Annotated in this window: 14 protein-coding genes and 1 pseudogene; 6 read left to right on the forward strand and 9 right to left on the reverse strand. The window is 66.2% G+C overall.

The genetic code is table 11. The features are described from left to right. Positions 1 to 19 precede the first annotated feature (19 nt). Both VNW74_RS02750 and VNW74_RS02755 read left to right on the forward strand, forming a co-directional pair. Entirely contained in the window at positions 20 to 1,156 is a 1,137-nt protein-coding gene (locus tag VNW74_RS02750) for a phosphotransferase family protein (RefSeq protein WP_325675078.1), read from the forward strand. After that, positions 1,156 to 2,271 carry a hypothetical protein gene (locus tag VNW74_RS02755; protein WP_325675079.1) on the forward strand — a complete coding sequence of 372 codons (1,116 nt, stop codon included), beginning with the start codon at positions 1,156 to 1,158 and terminating at the stop codon, positions 2,269 to 2,271. Before VNW74_RS02750 ends, VNW74_RS02755 begins: the two co-directional genes overlap by 1 nt. Here the strand turns inward: VNW74_RS02755 and VNW74_RS02760 are convergent. The 4 genes and pseudogenes from VNW74_RS02760 to VNW74_RS02775 form a co-directional block, all read right to left on the reverse strand. Then, the gene (locus VNW74_RS02760) at positions 2,254 to 3,630 is read right to left on the reverse strand and encodes an LLM class flavin-dependent oxidoreductase (RefSeq protein WP_325675080.1); all 1,377 of its coding nucleotides are present in this window, start codon (positions 3,628 to 3,630) and stop codon (positions 2,254 to 2,256) included. The two genes, VNW74_RS02755 and VNW74_RS02760, sit on opposite strands and share 18 nt — an antisense overlap. 4 nt (positions 3,631 to 3,634) lie before the next feature. After that, positions 3,635 to 3,979 (reverse strand): annotated as a pseudogene (locus tag VNW74_RS02765) (MFS transporter); the annotation flags it as partial. Positions 3,980 to 4,067: 88 nt separating this feature from the next. Then, positions 4,068 to 5,543 (reverse strand): NAD(P)/FAD-dependent oxidoreductase, encoded by a 1,476-nt coding sequence (locus tag VNW74_RS02770; protein WP_325675081.1) that lies wholly within the window; start codon positions 5,541 to 5,543, stop codon positions 4,068 to 4,070. A gap of 62 nt (positions 5,544 to 5,605) precedes the next feature. Next, complete coding sequence (locus VNW74_RS02775; RefSeq protein WP_325675082.1) at positions 5,606 to 6,625, reverse strand: TIGR03617 family F420-dependent LLM class oxidoreductase; 1,020 nt, start codon at positions 6,623 to 6,625, stop codon at positions 5,606 to 5,608. A gap of 99 nt (positions 6,626 to 6,724) precedes the next feature. Between VNW74_RS02775 and VNW74_RS02780 the strand changes: the two genes are divergently transcribed. Beyond that, complete coding sequence (locus tag VNW74_RS02780) at positions 6,725 to 8,071, forward strand: flavin monoamine oxidase family protein (RefSeq protein ID WP_325675083.1); 1,347 nt, start codon at positions 6,725 to 6,727, stop codon at positions 8,069 to 8,071. Here VNW74_RS02780 and VNW74_RS02785 read toward each other — a convergent pair. After that, on the reverse strand, positions 8,066 to 9,022 hold the full coding sequence (locus VNW74_RS02785) for an alpha/beta hydrolase (protein WP_325675084.1): 957 nt from the start codon (positions 9,020 to 9,022) through the stop codon (positions 8,066 to 8,068). The two genes, VNW74_RS02780 and VNW74_RS02785, sit on opposite strands and share 6 nt — an antisense overlap. A gap of 240 nt (positions 9,023 to 9,262) precedes the next feature. On the opposite strand from VNW74_RS02785, the gene aceA reads away from it, so the two are divergent. Continuing rightward, complete coding sequence (aceA, locus tag VNW74_RS02790) at positions 9,263 to 11,557, forward strand: isocitrate lyase ICL2 (RefSeq protein ID WP_325675085.1); 2,295 nt, start codon at positions 9,263 to 9,265, stop codon at positions 11,555 to 11,557. On the opposite strand, the gene VNW74_RS02795 is transcribed toward aceA, so the two are convergent. Then, on the reverse strand, positions 11,554 to 12,459 hold the full coding sequence (locus VNW74_RS02795; RefSeq protein WP_325675086.1) for an NAD-dependent epimerase/dehydratase family protein: 906 nt from the start codon (positions 12,457 to 12,459) through the stop codon (positions 11,554 to 11,556). The genes aceA and VNW74_RS02795 overlap by 4 nt on opposite strands. Positions 12,460 to 12,593: 134 nt before the next feature. Here VNW74_RS02795 and VNW74_RS02800 point away from each other — a divergent pair, with 134 nt between their 5' ends. Then, positions 12,594 to 13,364, forward strand: a complete 771-nt coding sequence (locus VNW74_RS02800; protein WP_325675087.1) for an SDR family NAD(P)-dependent oxidoreductase — start codon at positions 12,594 to 12,596, stop codon at positions 13,362 to 13,364. Here the strand turns inward: VNW74_RS02800 and VNW74_RS02805 are convergent. Further along, positions 13,346 to 15,097: an acyl-CoA dehydrogenase family protein gene (locus VNW74_RS02805; protein ID WP_325675088.1), complete on the reverse strand. Its 1,752-nt coding sequence runs from the start codon at positions 15,095 to 15,097 to the stop codon at positions 13,346 to 13,348. The genes VNW74_RS02800 and VNW74_RS02805 overlap by 19 nt on opposite strands. A 141-nt stretch (positions 15,098 to 15,238) precedes the next feature. Here VNW74_RS02805 and VNW74_RS02810 point away from each other — a divergent pair, with 141 nt between their 5' ends. Then, entirely contained in the window at positions 15,239 to 15,766 is a 528-nt protein-coding gene (locus VNW74_RS02810) for a hypothetical protein (RefSeq protein ID WP_325675089.1), read from the forward strand. Here the strand turns inward: VNW74_RS02810 and VNW74_RS02815 are convergent. Both VNW74_RS02815 and VNW74_RS02820 read right to left on the reverse strand, forming a co-directional pair. Next, entirely contained in the window at positions 15,763 to 17,229 is a 1,467-nt protein-coding gene (locus VNW74_RS02815) for an aldehyde dehydrogenase (protein ID WP_325675090.1), read from the reverse strand. The two genes, VNW74_RS02810 and VNW74_RS02815, sit on opposite strands and share 4 nt — an antisense overlap. Positions 17,230 to 17,249: 20 nt before the next feature. Then, positions 17,250 to 17,481 (reverse strand): SDR family oxidoreductase (locus VNW74_RS02820; protein WP_325675091.1); only part of this gene is annotated, 232 nt, incomplete at its 5' end.

Genomic DNA, 17,481 nt, shown 5'->3' on the forward strand with positions numbered 1-17,481 from the left:
CTCAATGAAGGAGGCACCCGTGGCCAATGAACCTGTGCTCGACAAAGTCGACCGACTTCAGCGCTCCAGCCGCGACGTCACCGCACTGCCCGCGGTGATGTCGCAATGGCTGTCAACCGTCCTGCCCGGCGGAGCGACACCGCAGGTCACCGTGGAGAGCGGCGTGGACTCGACCGGCATGTCCTCGGAAACCATCATCTTGACCGCCCGCTGGGACGAAGACGGCCAGCCGATAACGCAGAAGCTGGTGGCCCGGGTGGCGCCCACCGCCGACGACGTCCAAGTCTTCCCGACATATCGGCTTGACCACCAATTCGAGGTGATACGGATGGTCGGCGAGCTGACCGACGTCCCGGTCCCCCGGGTGCGCTGGCTCGAGCCGACCGGCGACGTCTTGGGGACACCGTTCTTCTTGATGGACTACGTCGAGGGCGAGGTGCCGCCCGACGTCATGCCCTACACCTTCGGCGGCAACTGGTTTGCCGACGCGCCGCCCGAGCGTCAGCGCGAACTGCAGGACGCCACCGTCGGAGTGTTGGCATCGTTGCATGCAATCCCGCACGCGGACAGTACGTTTGATTTCCTCGCCGAAGCGGAGCAGGGCGACACCGCGCTGCGCAGACACTTCAATTGGGTACGGTCGTGGTACGACTTCGCGGTGCCTGACATCGGACGATCACCGTTGCTGGAGCGGAGTTTCCGGTGGCTGGAAGACAACTGGCCGCAACAGGTGGCCGCCACCGAGCCGGTGCTGTTGTGGGGCGATGCCCGGGTGGGCAACGTCTTGTACCGCGACTTTCGACCGGTGGCCGTGCTGGACTGGGAAATGGTGACGCTGGGTCCGCGTGAGCTCGATGTCGCATGGATGATCTTCGCGCACATGGTCTTTCAGGAGCTCGCCGGCTTGGCGACGCTGCCCGGCTTAGCCGATGTGATGCGTGAGGAGGACGTCCGCTCTACCTATCAGCGGCTCACCGGCGTCGAAATCGGCGACCTGCATTGGTTTTACGTCTACTCGGGGGTTATGTGGGCCTGCGTGTTCATGCGCACTGGCGCGCGGCGGGTGCACTTCGGGGAAACCGAGAAACCCAACGACGTGGAATCGCTCTTCTATCACGCCGGATTGCTGAAGCGTCTTGTCGGAGAGGATCAGTAATGCTCGGACCGCTCGACGAGTACCCGGTACACCAGGTTCCCCAGCCGATCGCGTGGCCGGGTTCCTCGGACCGCAATTTCTACGATCGCTCCTACTTCAACGCCCACGACCGCACCGGGAACATCTTCGTGATCAGCGGCATCGGCTACTACCCCAACCTCGGGGTGAAGGACGCTTTCGTGCTCATCCGGCGCGGTGACACCCAGACCGCGGTGCACCTTTCGGACGCCATCGATCAGGACCGGCTCAATCAGAACGTGAACGGTTATCGGATCGAGGTCATCGAGCCGCTGCACAAGCTGCGGTTGATCCTCGGCGAAACCGAGGGAATCGCAGCCGATCTCACCTGGGAGGGCCTGTTCGACGTCGTCCAGGAGCAGCCGCACATTCTGCGCACGGGGAACCGGGTCACACTAAACGCGCAGCGGTTCGCCCAACTCGGCAGCTGGAGCGGCCGGATTGCCGTCGACGGCCAAGAGATCGCCGTCGACCCCGCCACCTGGATCGGCAGCCGCGACCGGTCCTGGGGCATCAGGCCGATCGGCGAACCCGAACCTGCCGGCCGGCCCGCCGACCCGCCGTTCGAGGGCATGTGGTGGCTTTACGTTCCGATGGCGTTCGACGACTTCGCGGTGGTGCTGATCATCCAGGAGGAGCCCAACGGATTCCGTTCGCTCAACGACTGCACCCGAATCTGGCGCGACGGTCGGGTCGAGCAGTTGGGCTGGCCGCGGGTCAAGATCCACTACCGGTCCGGCACCCGCATCCCGACCGGCGCGACGATCGACGCCACCGCCCCGGACGGCACCCCCGTCCACTTCGACGTGGAGTCCAAGCTGCCGGTGCCGATCCATGTCGGCGGTGGCTACGGCGGTGATTCGGACTGGCTGCACGGCATGTGGAAGGGCGAGAAGTTCGTCGAGCGGCTGACTTACAACATGACCGACCCGGCGATCGTCGGACGATCCGGCTTCGGCGTCATCGACCATGTCGGCCGCGCGCTGTGCCGCGACGGCGACGGCAGTCCGGTGGAGGGCTGGGGTCTCTACGAACACGGCGCGCTGGGCCGCCACGATCCGTCGGGGTTCGCCGACTGGCTAACGGTTGCGCCCTAACCGGTTTCGGTACGCAGCACCGGGGTGATCGGCCGGCAGCAGCGGTCCGGCGCTGCCAAGACGTTCGCGAAGCGTCGAAGGCGCGACCTGATCTGGCACCCGGCCGCGGCGACGAAGCTCGGGCACAACGAATTTCGCGAAGTCGACGAAGGTGCCCGGGGTCGTCACGTAGGCCAGATTGAAGCCGTCTACATCGGCCTCCTCGACCCAGCGCTCGAGTTGGTCGGCTACTTCGGCGGGCGAGCCCACCAGTACCGGGCCACGACCACCGATGCCGATCTCCTGGGCCAATTCCCGCACCGTCCACGTGCGCTCCGGTGCGGCGGTGGTAAACGACGCCAGCGCTGACCGGTTCGCGTTGGTCTCGACGTATCGCAGGGGATCGTCGGGGTCGAGCTGGGCCAGGTCGACCCCGGTCCAGCCGCCGAATAGCGCCAACGCACCACTGGCGCTGACGAACTTCCGATACTCGGCCAGCTTGGCGACGGCCTGTTCATGCGTTTCGGCGACGACCGGCGTCACCATCGTGAACACCTTGATCGACCGCGGATCTCGGCCCAGCTCGGCGGCGGCCGTCCGCAGCGCCCGCACCGGACCACGCACGATTTGCGGCGTCGGGCCCGAGACGAACACCGCCTCGGCGTGGGCTGCCGCGAACCTGACGCCCCGCGGCGAGGCACCGGCCTGGAACAGCACCGGAGTGCGTTGCGGCGACGGTTCGCACAGGAACGGACCGGGGACGGAGAAGTATTTGCCCTTGTGCTCGATGTCATGCACCTTGGCCGGATCGGTGAACACACCGCGCTGCGGGTCGCGCACAACCGCATCGGACTCCCACGACGCTTCCCATAGCTTGTAGCAGACCTCGAGATACTCGTCGGCGATCTCGTAGCGCTGGTCGTGCGGGATCTGTGCATCCAGGCCGAGATTGCGTGCGGCACTGTCCAGATAGGACGTGACGATGTTCCACGCCACCCGGCCACCGGTGAGGTGATCCAGCGTCGACAACCGGCGCGCCAGCGCGTAGGGCTGCTCATAGGTCAGCGACAGCGTGATTCCGAACCCCAGAGACTCGGTCACCGCGGCCATGGCCGAAACAGCCGCGGTCGGGTCGTTCACCGGGAATTGCGCGGCGTCGATCACGGCCGCATCCCGTGAGCCGCCGTACACGTCATAGACGCCGAGCACGTCGGCGAGGAACAGCGCGTCGAAACCGCCGGCTTCCAAGATGCGGGCCAGCTCGGTCCAGTAGCCGAGTTCGCGATAGCGGTAGCCATGGTCTTCGGGATGGCGCCACAGCCCCGCCGACTGGTGCCCGACGCAAGCCATGTCGAACGCGTTGAGAAAGATCCTGGTCACCGCATCACCGCAGCTGATCTGCGCGAGTTTCCCGCGCCTCGTAGGCCGCCGCGGCCGTGATCGCAGCCAACACAGCGAAATAGGCCACGATTAGCCATGGCCTGCCGCCGCCCGCGGCCAGCAGCGCCGCGGCGATCAACGGCGCGAACCCTCCCGACAGCACAGCTCCTATCTGATAACCCAGCGAGGAGCCACTATAACGCACCCGGGTGTCGAAGAGTTCGGCGAACCATGCGGCCTGAGGTCCATACATTGCGTCGTGAACGACGTTGACGCCGAACACAATCGCGGCCACCACCGCGATCGCGGAGCCGCTTGCTGCGGCCACGAAGAACAGCGCCAGAGCCATGGTCGATCAGCGTCTGCGCTGCTGCCTGCGCGTGGGTCCAGGGCGCGGGGTCGTCGAGGGAGGTGAGGGAAATGCGGGGCAATCGAACTTAAGCGAGTTGCGCCTCGTCGACGCTCGCGCTGCCGAACACCATCTGCTCGTCGATTGGCCGTAGCCGATGCTCAAGCACGTCGCGCAAGAAGTCGCGGCTGACCAGCCACGGTCGGCGGGTGCCCGACTTGGGCAGCACGTCCAGGGCGCGTAGCACATAGCCCGCCTGCAGGTTGAGCGTCGGCTGCTCGGCCATGTCGGTGTCCCCGAGGTGCGGATATGCGTGCGTGTGCCCGTGAGAGTTCATGTGTTCCAACAGCTTTGCCACCGACCGCGCCGTCATGTCGGCGCCCAATGTCCAGGACGCATTGACGTAACCCACGCACCATGCCATGTTCGGAACATCCTCGAGCAGGTGCCGCTTGTAGACGAAGCGGTCGTGCGGGTTGATCTTTTCGCCGTCGACGCTGATGCTGATGCCGCCGAGCGCCTGCAGCTGCAATCCCGTCGCGGTGACGATCACATCGGCGTCGAGGTGCCGCCCCGATTTCAGCACGATGCCGCTCGCGTCCATGTGGTCGATGTGGTCGGTGACCACGTCGACGGCACCGTCGCCGATCACCTTGTACAGGTCGGCACCGACGAGGAAGCACAGGCGCTGATCCCACGGGTTGTACGGCGGCTTGAAATGGGTGTCGATGTCGTAGCCGAGCGGCAGGTTGCGCTCCGCGATGCGCCGTAGCCGCCGCTTCGTCCACTCCGGCGCCCGGCGCGACACCTGCCAGATCAGCACACCCGCGAGAGCGTTGCGCCAGCGAATGATCCAGTGGGCAATCCTGCGCGGCAACATGTTTCGGATCGCAACCGACGTCGGCTCCACTTGTGGGGTGGAGATCATGTAGGACGGCGTGCGTTGCAGCATCGTCACATGTGCGGCCTGTTCAGCCAGCGATGGGATCAAGCTGACCGCGGTCGCGCCGCTGCCGATCACCACGAACCGCTTGCCCGTGCAGTCCAAGGACGCCGGCCAGTGCTGCGGGTGCACCACGTCACCGGTGAAGGTCTCGATTCCGGGAAATGGCGGTTTGTAGGGATTGTCGTAGTCGTAGTAGCCCGTGCCGAAGAACACGAACCGGCATCGGTAGGTCTTGGCGCTGCCGTCTTGCTCGGCGCGCACCGTCCAAGTGTCCGTGGTCGAGTCCCAGTCGGCTGACTGGACGTAGGTGTTGAACCGGATGTGCTCGTCGATGTGATGCTTCCGCGCGGTGTCGGCCAGGTACTGCCAGATGTGCGATCCATCCACGATCATCTCCGGCCGGGTCCACGGCTCCCACGGGAAACAGAGCGTGAAGATGTCGCTGTCGGATCGCACCCCCGGATAGCGGTACAGGTCCCAGGTTCCGCCGAGGCGCTCACGCCGTTCCAGGATGGCGAAGCGCAGCTGCGGGTTGCGCTCTCGGATGCGATACGCGGCGCCGATCCCGGATATCCCTGCACCGATGATCACCACGTCAAAGAACGGGTCCTCAATCATCGAAAATCTCCTCCCACCAGTGGTCGGCGAGTTACTTTTCGCCCTCCAGGGTAGGCTGGCCACTAGTCACGGCGATGGGAGCCGGGACTTAGCTCGTCGATGATTGCGGCCAGCGTGTCGAGGCCCATCGTCCCCGGCTGGTACAGGCAGACGGTGTCGGCCACGCCGTCGACGCGGTCCCGGATATGACGCGCGACGTCCGCAGGCGTGCCGCAGGCCGCGATGGTGTGCAGCATCTCGTCGTCGATCAGCCCGCCCATCTCCTCCCAACGGCCCTGCTTGGACAGCGCATTGAGCTCGGGCTGCAGATCCTCCCAACCGTGCGCGGCCAGCACCGGCCGATACGCCGGGGTGGACCCGTAGAACGCCAACAGCCGGCGGGTCCCCGCGTCGGCCTGCTCACGCTCGGCGTCGGTGCCACCTGTCGACACGATGATCTCGGGCAGGACAGTGAAGTCGCCGGTTTGGCGGTCGCCGGCACGCAGAGCCTCGCGCACCGTGGGCATGGTGTGCTCGTGTAGAAAACGCTTCGAGCCGAACGGCATCACCAGCAGACCGTCGGCGTGCTCGGCGACGGCACGGGTTAGCCGCGGCCCGAGCGCGCCGACGTAAATCGGCGGCGGACCATATGGATTCGGGCCCGGGTTGAAGGCAGGCGTCATCAACGTGTGCCGGTAGTAGTCGCCGCGAAAATTCAAGCGCTCGCCGGAGTTCCACGCCGCGAAGATCGCCCGCAACGCCGCAATCAGCTCGGTCATGCGAGCCACCGGCTTGTCGAACGGGGCGCCGAAGCGCTTCTCGATTTGGGTGCGAATCTGGGTGCCGAGTCCGAGAATGAACCGGCCCGAGCTCAACAGCTGATGGTCATTAGCCTGATGCGCCAGGTGAATCGGGTTGCGCGGGAACCCGATAGCGACATTCGTCATCAGGTCCAGTCCGCCCACGGTGGCCGCCAACGTCAGCGGCGCGAACACGTCGTGCGCTCCCTCGAAGCTGGCGACGCCGCTGGCACCGGCGTCGCGCAACTCCCGCGCCCGGTCGGCTGCGTCGGCCAGCCCATACAACGCGGTGAAGACTTTCAACGAGACCGCCTGACGACGACGCGGATGGTGTAACCACCCGCGCAGGACTCGGGCAGTGCGATTGAGCCTACGCAGCGCCCATACGGTTGACTGAGGGGCATGCCCGACGCGACCTGGACCGCCGATATCGTCGTGGTGGGGGCCGGTTTCGCCGGGCTCACCGCGGCCCGTGAATTGACGCGGCTCGGCCACGATGTGCTGGTGCTCGAGGGCCGCGACCGGGTGGGCGGACGCTCGCACACCGGCCATGTCGCCGGCATCCCGGTCGATATGGGCGGCACGTTCGTCGGCCCGACGCAGGACGCCGTGCTGGCGCTGGCCGGCGAGCTCGGCATCCCGACCGTTCCGACCTATCACGACGGCGCCAACCTGATCCGATGGCGCGGCGCCGTCCGCTCGTATACCGGCACCATCCCGCGGCTCTCGCTGGGCGGCCTCATCGACATCGGCCGGGTGCGTTGGCAATTCGAGCGCATCGCGCGGGCCATTCCGCTGACCGAGCCGTGGACTGCCCGCCGTGCCGGTCGGCTCGACGGGCAGTCGTTGGGCGACTGGTTGCGGTCGGTGCGCGCCGGTGCCACCGCACGCGATCTGCTGGCCATCATGGCGCGAGTGACCTGGGGACGTGAACCCGACGACGTGTCGATGCTGCACGCGGCCCGCTACGTGCGGGCGGCCGGTGGTCTGGACCGGCTGCTGGACGTGGAAAACGGCGCGCAACAGGACCGTTTCGCGGCGGGCACGCAACAGATCGCCGTCACGTCGGCGGCTGAACTCGGCGACCGGGTTGTCCTGGAGGCCGCGGTGAGACGCGTCGAGCACCGCGCCGACGGGGTGACGATCACCTGCGAAAAGGGCCGGGCCGACGCCCGGTTCGTCATCGTCGCGATCCCGCCGGAGCACCGCAGGCACATCGAGTTCACTCCCCCGCTGCCGGCCGAATACGACCACCTCGCCGAGCACTGGCCACAAGGCCGCCTGTCCAAGGCGTATGCCGCCTACGCCACGCCGTTCTGGCGGAAAAAAGGGGCGTCCGGTGAGGCGCTGTCCGACGAGGGCCCGGTGTTCATCACCTTCGACGTCAGCCCGCAGCCCGACGGGCCGGGCGTTCTGCTGGGGTTCGTCGACGCCCGCACCTTCGACGAACTCCCCGCCGATCAGCGTCGGCAGCGCGCGCTGGAATGCTTCGCATCGCTATTCGGCGACGAAGCGCTGAAACCAATCGACTACGTCGACCATCGTTGGGGTGCAGAGGAATTCGCGGCGGGCGGTCCGACCGCCGCGGTACCGCCCGGCTCGTGGACGCGTTACGGACCTTGGCTACGCCGCCCGGTCGGACCCATCCACTGGGCCGGCACCGAGACCGCCGACGAGTGGACCGGCTTCCTCGACGGGGCGGTGCGTTCCGGCCAGCGGGCCGCCGCCGAGGTAGCTCAGCGCCTATGAGCTGATGCGTCGGCTACCGGCCGAGGATTCGGCGAGCGCGCGCAGCTCCCGGTTGACCTCGGCGGGCCGCTCCAGCATCGAGCAGTGCCCGCCGGGCAGCACCACGAGCTCTACCAGGTTGGGCACGGCCGCGGCGATCCGCCGGGACTGAACAAGCGGCGTCAGCCGGTCGCGTTCGCTGCCGATGACCAGGGTCGGCACCGTCAGGCCGGCGAGGCTGACGTGGCGACGTCCCAGCGCGTCGACGAGCGCCTTGCCGCAGCCGCCGCGTCCCGCCGGCGATGTGGCGTTGAACAGGTCGTAGATCAACTTGCCGACCTCGGGCTCGGCGTCGGCGCCGACGGCCAGCATCGAGATCATTTCGCGGGTGGCGCGGCGCACGGCAGGCGGCACCGAGAACGAGCCGAAGATGTTGACCAGGGCGCGCGCACCCAATACCCGGACCGCGGCGAACGGCGCCGGAACCGGCAGCAGCCTCACCTCGCGCAGCAGATCACCGGTGGTGGTGTTGATCAGAGCCACGGCATCGGCGCGCGCCTCGACCTTGTGGCGGTACTGGTCCGACCAGGCGGCGATGGCCATGCCGCCCATCGAGTGTCCCGCGATGACGGCACGCTCCCCCGGCGCGAGCGTGGCCTCGAGCACCGCGTCGACATCGGAGGCGAGCTGCGCGAGGCTATAGCCTCCCCGCTTGGGAAGCCCGCTGCGGCCGTGGCCGCGAGCATCAAACGCGATCACCCGGTAATCGGTGGCCAGCTCGGCGATTTGGTAGGCCCACACCCGGATGGCACACGTGATGCCGTGCGCCAACACGAGCGGATAGCCGTCCTCGGGCCCGAAGACCTGGGTGTGCAGGCGGGTGCCATCCGGAGCGCGGACGGGGACGGTGCGGCTGGGCGGCAAAGCCGCTGGTAAGGAGCCCAGCGTGCGGGCCGATCGTCGAGAACTCATCACGGCTCCCCTCGGATGCGGCGCCGTCGCCGCGTGGCGCGAGTGTATCCGAGCGGGCTATGCCAAGCGGCCAAAATGACCCCTGCGCCAATTAACCTGGGGTTTAGCCTCGCCTGGATGGCGGCATCCTCGAGGCGGCTCATCTTGGCCAGCGAGATGCCGATTTGAAACTTTATGCCGCGCAGCAGCCCATAGACTCGCACTATCCGGGGAATTGGGCGGGAAGAGGAGCGAACGATCATGGCAATTGATGCGGGCACCGAGGCACGCACAACACTCGAGGACCACTTTGACAGCGATGTCGCCGCCACGCAGCGATACTTCGACAGCCCGCGGTTCGAGGGAATCACTCGCCTCTACTCCGCACGCCAAGTTGTCGAGCAGCGCGGCACCATCCCCAGCGATTACATCGTTGCGCGAGAGGCGGCGCAGGCCTTTTACCCTCGGCTGCGCGAGCTCTTCGCCCAGCGTAAGAGCATCACCACCTTCGGCCCATACTCGCCAGGGCAGGCAGTGACCATGAAGCGGATGGGCATCGAGGGCATCTACCTCGGCGGTTGGGCAACCTCCGCCAAGGGCTCGATCAGCGAAGACCCGGGGCCCGACCTGGCCAGCTATCCGCTGAGCCAAGTGCCCGACGAGGCCGCCGGCCTGGTCCGCGCACTGCTGACCGCCGACCGCAATCAGCAGTACCTGCGGCTTCGGATGAGCGAGGAACAACGCGAACGAACACCGGCGGTCGACTACCGGCCGTTCATCATCGCCGACGCCGACACCGGCCACGGCGGCGATCCGCACGTGCGCAACCTGGTCAAGCGGTTCGTCGAAGCGGGCGTGCCGGGATACCACATCGAGGACCAGCGGCCGGGCACCAAGAAGTGTGGGCATCAGGGCGGAAAGGTTCTGGTGCCGTCCGACGAACAGATCAAGCGTCTCAACACTGCCCGCTTCCAACTCGACATCATGCGGGTGCCGGGCATCATCGTCGCGCGCACCGACGCCGAGGCTGCCAACCTGATCGACGGTCGCGCTGACGAGCGCGACCAGCCGTTCATACTCGGCACCACCAACCTCAAGATTCCGTCCTACAAGGCCTGCTTCCTTGCCATGGTTCGGCGTTTCTACGACGCGGGATTCAGCGAGCTCAACGGCCACCTCCTCTATGCCCTTCCGGACGGTGAGTACGCCGCTGCCGATGCGTGGCTGGAGCGTCACGGCATCGCGGATTTGATCGGCAAGGCGGCCGCCAACCCGGACCACGCGCAGGTGTCGATCGACGCCGTCTTCGATGAGGTCGAGTCCAAGTTCGTCAACGCCTGGCAGGACGACGCCGGGCTGATGACGTTCGGCGAGGCCGTCGCGGATCTGCTCGAATTCGCCGAGAGCGAGGGTGAACCGCGCGATATGAGCGCCACCGAATGGCGGCAGTTCGCCGAGCGTGCATCGCTCTACGTCGCGCGGGAGAAGGCGCGGGAGTTGGGCGCCGATCCCGGATGGGACTGCGAGCGGGCCAAAACGCCGGAGGGCTACTTCCAGATCCGTGGCGGCATACCCTATGCGATCGCGAAATCGCTTGCCGCGGCGCCGTTCGCCGACCTCCTCTGGATGGAGACCAAGACCGCCGATCTCGCCGACGCCCGGCAGTTCGCCGAGGCCGTCCACGCCGTGTACCCCGACCAAATGCTCGCCTATAACCTCTCGCCGTCGTTCAACTGGGACACCACCGGCATGACCGACGACGAGATGCGGGCCTTCCCCGAAGAGCTCGGCAAGATGGGCTTCGTCTTCAACTTCATCACGTACGGCGGACACCAGATCGACGGCGTCGCCTCCGAGGAGTTCGCCACCGCGCTACGGCAGGACGGCATGCTTGCGCTGGCCCGACTGCAGCGCAAGATGCGCCTGGTCGAGTCGCCCTACCGCACACCGCAAACCCTCGTCGGCGGGCCGCGCAGCGATGCCGCGCTCGCCGCGTCCTCCGGGCGCACGGCGACCACCAAGGCGATGGGCGCGGGCTCGACCCAGCATCAGCATCTGGTGCAGACCGAGGTGCCGAAGAAGCTGCTGGAGGAATGGCTGGCGCTGTGGGGCGACCACTACCAGATCGACGAGAAGCTGTCCGTGCGACTACGTCCGCGACGCGCCGGATCCGACGTGCTCGAACTCGGCATCTACGGCGACGGGGAAGAGCCGCTTGCCAACGCGGTCGTCGACCCGATCAAGGACCGGCACGGACGCAACATCCTCACCGTGCGCGACCAGAACACGTTCGCCGAGAAGATGCGTAAGAAGCGGCTGATGGACGTTATCCACCTGTGGCTGATCCATCGGTTCAAGCCGGAGATCGTTTACTACGTCACACCGACCGAGGACAACATCTATCAGACCGAGAAGATGAAGTCGCACGGCATCTTCAGCAACGTGTACCAGGAGGTCGGCGAGATCATCGTCGCCGACGTGAACCAGTCACGCATCGACGAGCTGCTGGCGCCCGATCGCGAAGCGCTCAAGCGGCTGATCGCCAAGGAGGACTAGCCGGAGCCGACCAGCTCCGGATGGAACTTGGTTGCCAGCCGACGCATCCCGTCCTGCCAGTCGACCGCGGTGACCCCGACCAGCTCGCGCATTCGGCTCGGGTCGGTGGGATTACCGCGTAACGCCTGCTCGCTCTCCTGGAAGACCGGTTCCTTGCCGACCAGCGAACCAAGGTAGCCGCACCACTCCTGGAGGCTCACGGCCTGCTCTCCGCACCAGTTGAGCGTGGTCGCCGGAACCGACGCCACCGCAAGCAGTTTCGGGATGGTCGCGATGATGTCGTCCTCGTGAATCGGGTTGTAGCGGGCCGGCCCGCCGGCCGGGACCGGGATCGGAATGCCGGCCAGCATCATCTCCATGTGATAGAACGGCCACCCTCCGTTGTCGCCGTACGGGACGTTGAGCCGGGCGATGACGGTCGGCACGCCGAGCGCGCGGGCCATCGTCCTGGCGACGACCTCGCCCGCGATCTTGGAGATGGAATAGGTTGGGAACAGCGGTTTGTGGTTGTCGCCCAATGCCGCACGCTCAGTTCGTGGTTCCTCATCCGGCGGGTCGTAGACGGCACCTGACGAGCACTGCAGGAACGCTCTTGCGTTGCGGCAGTGGGCCATCAGCAGCCCGACGGACTCCGCGTTGGCGGCGAGGTCTTTGTCCCAGTTCCCGCTCTTGGCCACCGCCAAGTTGAGCACGTAGTCAAAATCGGACGGGATGCCGGTGAAATCCCCGGCGGCCAGGTTGACGGTCTCGCACCGCACCCCCGACTTCTCCAGCGCCTCACGCGCCGCCGCATTGGTAAACCGGGCAATACCCCAGACTTCGTTGTCGGCCGCCAGGGCCTGGGCAATAGGACTGGCAACCTGGCCGGTCGGACCGGTGATCAGAATCTTGGAGTCACGCATGCGCTGATGCTAGGCCCGGTCTCACGCAGCGATCGATGTGCACCCGAAGAAACCTCGGGTATGTTGGAACAACGAAGTACACCGATCAGTTTATATTGGCGTCCGATGAAAACTCGCCGCCAGGAGTAAACGCCATGTCATCTGTCCTCGTCACCGGAGCCAGCCGTGGGATCGGCCGCGCCATCACCGTCGAGTTCGCCCGCCGCGGACACCGCGTGGTAGCCACCGCACGTGATCCGCACTCGCTGGCCGACCTCGACGTCAGCCAACGACTGGCCCTCGACGTCACCGAGGACGCCAGCGTCACCGCCGCATTCGCCGCCGCGGGTGACGTCGACATCGTCATCGTCAACCCCGCGGACATTTTCTACGCGGCCGTGGAAGCCATACCGCTTCCCGAACTGCAGCGGCTGTTCAACCTCAACACGATCGGGGCGATCCGTGTTGCCCAAGCCGCGCTGCCGCAGATGCGGGCTCGCGGCGACGGCAAGCTGCTGTTCATGTCCAGCGTCGTCGGACGGGTCGTACTGCCACCCGGCGCGGCGTATGCCGCGACGAAATGGGCGCTGGAAGGGCTCGTCGAGGCGCTGGCCATCGAGACGGCCCCCTTCGGCGTCCAGGCAGCGCTGCTCGAGCCCGGCGCAGTGAGTTCCGGCGCACTCGACAACGTGACTACCTACACCCTGCCCGACGACCCCTACGCCGACATACTCAAAGGCGGCGGCCCGCGCGCCGGGATGATCACGCCCGAGCAGGTAGCGGCCGAGGTCGCCGACGCCGCGGAAAAGCCGCAGCTGCCGTTGCGAATTCCGATCGGCGACGCCGCCCGCACGCTGCTGGCAGCGCGCCTTGCGGCACCCGATGACGTGCCGTTTACCCCGACCGGCTACACACGCATCTCGTAGGCGCCGTCGTAGGCCTTGACCTGTTGCCAGACCCGGTCGAAGCGGTCGGCATCGACTACCGGCTTGCGCACCGCCGAGATAGCCCAGTCTTGTTGTGGCGACGTGGAACTCGGCTTGCCGTGCAAGGCGACGGCATGTTGGGAGAAATCGCGTATCTGGACACTGAAGATCTGGTCCACCAGGTCGGCATCGAGTCCGATCAGATCGGCTTGCTCGAGAATCAGCTGGCCGTAGACCACCAGAGTAAAGAGGTGGCCTACAACGAGCAGGAAGTCGAGGTCGCGCATTTGGTTCTCATCCGGCGCTGCGGTGGCCAGGAGCTTCCTGAGTTCGACGGCCTGGTCGTAGAACAGCGCGACATTCGGTATCTTCGTGTGCTTTTCGTAGACCGCGGTCCAATCGGCGAAGCGGACCCTTGATGCGCCTCGGGCCGGACCCTGGGCCCAGAAGAACCCGTCGTCGGCCGGGTCGTTGCGAGTGCCGATCTCGGGGTAAGGCGCCGGGTTGAACATGAAGTTGGGCATGAACTTGAGGATCTGCGCGACGTTGACGTGCACGGTGCCTTCTAGCCGCGGCAAGGCGCCGATCAGCCGCGCCACTTCGCAGAAGTAGGTGTTCTTCTCGAAGCCCTTGGCGGCCAACACATCCCACAGTAAGGTGACCACCGTCTCGCCCTCTGAGGTGACTTTCGACTTGGTCACCGGGTTGAACAGCAGGTATCGGCGATCGTCGAGGCTGGCGCTGCGGAAGTAGTCGATCGCGCGGTCGCTGAAGAGTTTCATCGCGACCAATCTGGCGTAGGCCTCGACGAAGCTGGCACGCACGTGGGGGAAGTCGGTGACCGGGTTGCCGTACAGGATGCGGTTGTTGGCATGCGTGATCGCCTCGTAGAAGGCGTGCTCGCACATCCCGATCGAGCCGGAGCACAAGTTGAACTTGCCGACGTTAACGGTGTTGAGTGCGGCCGAGAACGCCTCCGGGCCGGTGCACAGGATGTCCTCCTCGTGCACCGGATAGTCGTTGAGCCGGAAGTTGCTGACATACATCTGGCCATGCACGACATTGCCGATCAGTTCGTAGTTCTGGTGGTTGCTGTCGGCGACGAACCAGACGTAACCGTCGGCGCCGTCGACGTCGGTGCGGCGGGAGAACACCGACACCATGCCCGCGACGTTGCCGTTGCCGATGTAGTACTTCTCCCCCGACGCGCGAAAGACCGGTTCTTCCGGGCCCGCGGCGCCATTGTCGCCAGCGGGCGTCAGCAGCATGTCGGTGTTGTAGATGTCTGCGCCGTGCTCACGCTCGGAGAGCCCGAATGCCATCACGCCGCCCGCCTCGAGCTGGCTGGCCGCGCGCTCCTTGGCCTTGATGTTGTCGCTCTGCCAGATCGGTCCGAGGCCCAGAATGGTGACCTGTTCGGCGTACCAGTACGACAGCCCGTAAAACCCGAAGATCTCGCTCAGCGCGGCGTTGCGGGAGGTGTCCCAGCGTTTGTTCGGATCGCCCCCGCCGTACTCCGACGGCGTCAGGAACGTCGCGAAGATCCTTTCCTGCTTGATGAAGTCGAGGAAGTCCGACACCCAGGCCGCTTCGAGATCGTCGCGGAGCAACTTCGCCTTGCCACGACCTTCGAACCATTCGATCACCGCGCGGAGTTGGCGCCGCGTCTCAGGATCGAAGTGCGACGGGTCGTAGGTATTCGGATCGAACAGCAGTCGGTCGGAGTTCGCCATGGTTTGGCCCCTTTCATCGGTGCGGGTCCGGCGTCGAATCTAGCCCTAGTCGCCCGGTGGATATCGAGAAGCTAACGATTTGGTCGTTGGGCGGCGTGGCTGAGCCCGCCACCTGGTCAGCCATGTTTTGGTGAAGGCCTGATGTCGTCGTACGGGCCGTGCACCCGCCGCGCCACCGTCGCCGCGGCGGCGTGTTGGGCGCTACTTGCCGTCGGCGTGCCAGCGGCCACTGCCGAACCGGCGACCGATGCGCTGGGTTTCGTCGATTCCACAGCGCGCTGTGCGGCGCCGGACACGGCGGTGGCTTTCGGCAGTACCGCCACGTCGCGGGTGGCGATCTGCCAGACCCCGAGCGGTAAATATGAGTACCGCGGAGTGCGGATCAGCGACGGCGCCAAGTTGGTCGCGCCGGCGTCGACGTCCAGCGGCGGCGGATTCGTCGCCGACAGGGACGGAATCACCTACACGGTGACGTCGAGTTCCCTGGTTGTCAGCGAGGGCAACCAGGTGATCCGCACGGAATCGATGGAGTACTTCCACGGGCCGAAAACGCCTGCGGCATCGCCGGGTACATCAGCGCCGGCCGCGCCACCGCCGTCGACGACACCGACGCCGACGAAGCCGTTGCCGCCGCCGTTACCCGCCGAAGTCGGAGGCAGCCGACACTAGTTCGCCGGCGCCGCAGCGGAAATCGATTGGCTCACCGTGTAACTGTCAATTCCTTCGGTTCCGAGTTCGCGACCGTAGCCGCTGTTCTTGACGCCGCCGAACGGGGCCACCGGATCCATGATGTAGCCCTCGTTGACGCCGAAAGTGCCCGACCGCACCCGCGCCGCGATGCCATACCCGCGATCGACGTCGGTGGTGAACACCGAGCCGGCCAGCCCGTACTCGGAGTCGTTGGCGATCCGGATCGCTTCGTCCTCGTCGCGGAAGGGAATGACGGTCAGCACCGGGCCGAAGATCTCTTCGCGGGCAATCCGCATGTCATTGGTCGCGTCGCTGAAAAGCGTCGGCCGCACATACCAGCCGGTGTCGAGACCGTCGGGCAAGGCGGCGCCGCCGGTCACCAGGCGCGCCCCTTCGTTCTGGCCCGACGCGATGTAGCCGCGGACCCGTTCCTGCTGGCGCTTTGCCACCAATGGGCCGATCTGGGTGTTGGGATCGGCGGGGTCGCCCACCGTCATCGACGACATCGCGGCGGCCAACGCGTCGACGTACTCGTCCTTGCGTGCCTCGGGCACCAGGATCCGGCTCAGCGCGTTGCACACCTGCCCGCTGTTGGCCAGGCTGGCCATCTGAATTCCGGTGGCGACGGCGGACGGGTCGGCGTCATCGAGCACGATGGCCGCCGACTTGCCCCCCAGTTCGAGGCTGACCTGCTTCAGCCCCGCGGCGCAAGCAAGCGCCACCTGGCGGCCGGCCGCCGTGGACCCGGTGAACGAGACCTTGTCGACGCCTGAGTGGCCGACCAACAGTTCGCCGACCTCGCGACCGCCGGGCACCACGTTCAGCACGCCCGGCGGAAGGTCGGCCGCGGCGACCAAATCGGCGAGCAACTGCGCGTCGAGCACTGACTCGGGCGCGGGTTTGAGCACCACCGAACAGCCGGCCAGCAGCGCCGGTATGACCTTGGTGACGGTGAGAAACTGCGGCATGTTCCACGGCACGATCGCAGCGACGACTCCGACCGGTTGCTTCAGAATCCGAATGTCCTTGCCGTACAACCCTGGACGAGCCTGCTGCCATGCGTAGTTCTGCGCGAAAGCACAGAACGCCGAGATCATCGTGAGCGGCAGCGCCACCTGTGCCCTTTTGGCGAAACTGATGGGAGCGCCGATCTCGGCCGAAATCAGCGCCGCCATGTCGGCTCGTCGCTCCTTATAGATGCCGGCCAGTCGGGTGAGTGCCTCGATCCGCTCGGCGGGCTGCATGCGCGGCCACGGCCCGGTGTCGAAAGCCGCCCGGGCGGCTTCGACAGCACGATCCACGTCCGCGGGGCCCGCGCAGGCGGCGTGACCTATGACCGACTCGCTGTGCGGCGATATCACCGTGATGACGGCGTCAGAACCCGTCTTAGCAACCGGCGGAGCCCACTTCCCGTCGATGAACAGTTGGTCTCTCTCGTACATTGGTCCCTTCCAGATCCCTCTCAGGTGTTGCGACCGCCGTTGACACCGAGGATCTGGCCGGTGATGTAACTGGCCTCCTCGGATATGAAAAACGAACACGCGGCGGCGATATCTTCGGGCTTTCCGACCCGGCGCACCGGTGTGCGATTGATGTGGTCCTCCACCGAGCCACCGAGTAGATGCCGACTCTCCGCGCTGCGCAGCATCGGCGTGTCGACGAATCCCGGCGGGACGGCATTGACGGTGATCCCG

It is taken from the genome of Mycobacterium sp. (assembly GCF_035570115.1).
GTDB lineage: Bacteria > Actinomycetota > Actinomycetes > Mycobacteriales > Mycobacteriaceae > Mycobacterium.

Excerpts from the sequence above, each read along its gene's own strand:
- VNW74_RS02755 (WP_325675079.1), top strand. The coding sequence starts at position 1,156 with ATGCTCGGACCGCTCGACGAGTACCCGGTACACCAGGTTCCCCAGCCG.
- VNW74_RS02770 (WP_325675081.1), bottom strand. The coding sequence starts at position 5,543 with ATGATTGAGGACCCGTTCTTTGACGTGGTGATCATCGGTGCAGGGATA.
- VNW74_RS02780 (WP_325675083.1), top strand. The coding sequence starts at position 6,725 with ATGCCCGACGCGACCTGGACCGCCGATATCGTCGTGGTGGGGGCCGGT.
- VNW74_RS02785 (WP_325675084.1), bottom strand. The coding sequence starts at position 9,022 with ATGAGTTCTCGACGATCGGCCCGCACGCTGGGCTCCTTACCAGCGGCT.
- aceA (WP_325675085.1), top strand. The coding sequence starts at position 9,263 with ATGGCAATTGATGCGGGCACCGAGGCACGCACAACACTCGAGGACCAC.
- VNW74_RS02795 (WP_325675086.1), bottom strand. The coding sequence starts at position 12,459 with ATGCGTGACTCCAAGATTCTGATCACCGGTCCGACCGGCCAGGTTGCC.
- VNW74_RS02800 (WP_325675087.1), top strand. The coding sequence starts at position 12,594 with ATGTCATCTGTCCTCGTCACCGGAGCCAGCCGTGGGATCGGCCGCGCC.
- VNW74_RS02805 (WP_325675088.1), bottom strand. The coding sequence starts at position 15,097 with ATGGCGAACTCCGACCGACTGCTGTTCGATCCGAATACCTACGACCCG.
- VNW74_RS02810 (WP_325675089.1), top strand. The coding sequence starts at position 15,239 with ATGTCGTCGTACGGGCCGTGCACCCGCCGCGCCACCGTCGCCGCGGCG.
- VNW74_RS02815 (WP_325675090.1), bottom strand. The coding sequence starts at position 17,229 with ATGTACGAGAGAGACCAACTGTTCATCGACGGGAAGTGGGCTCCGCCG.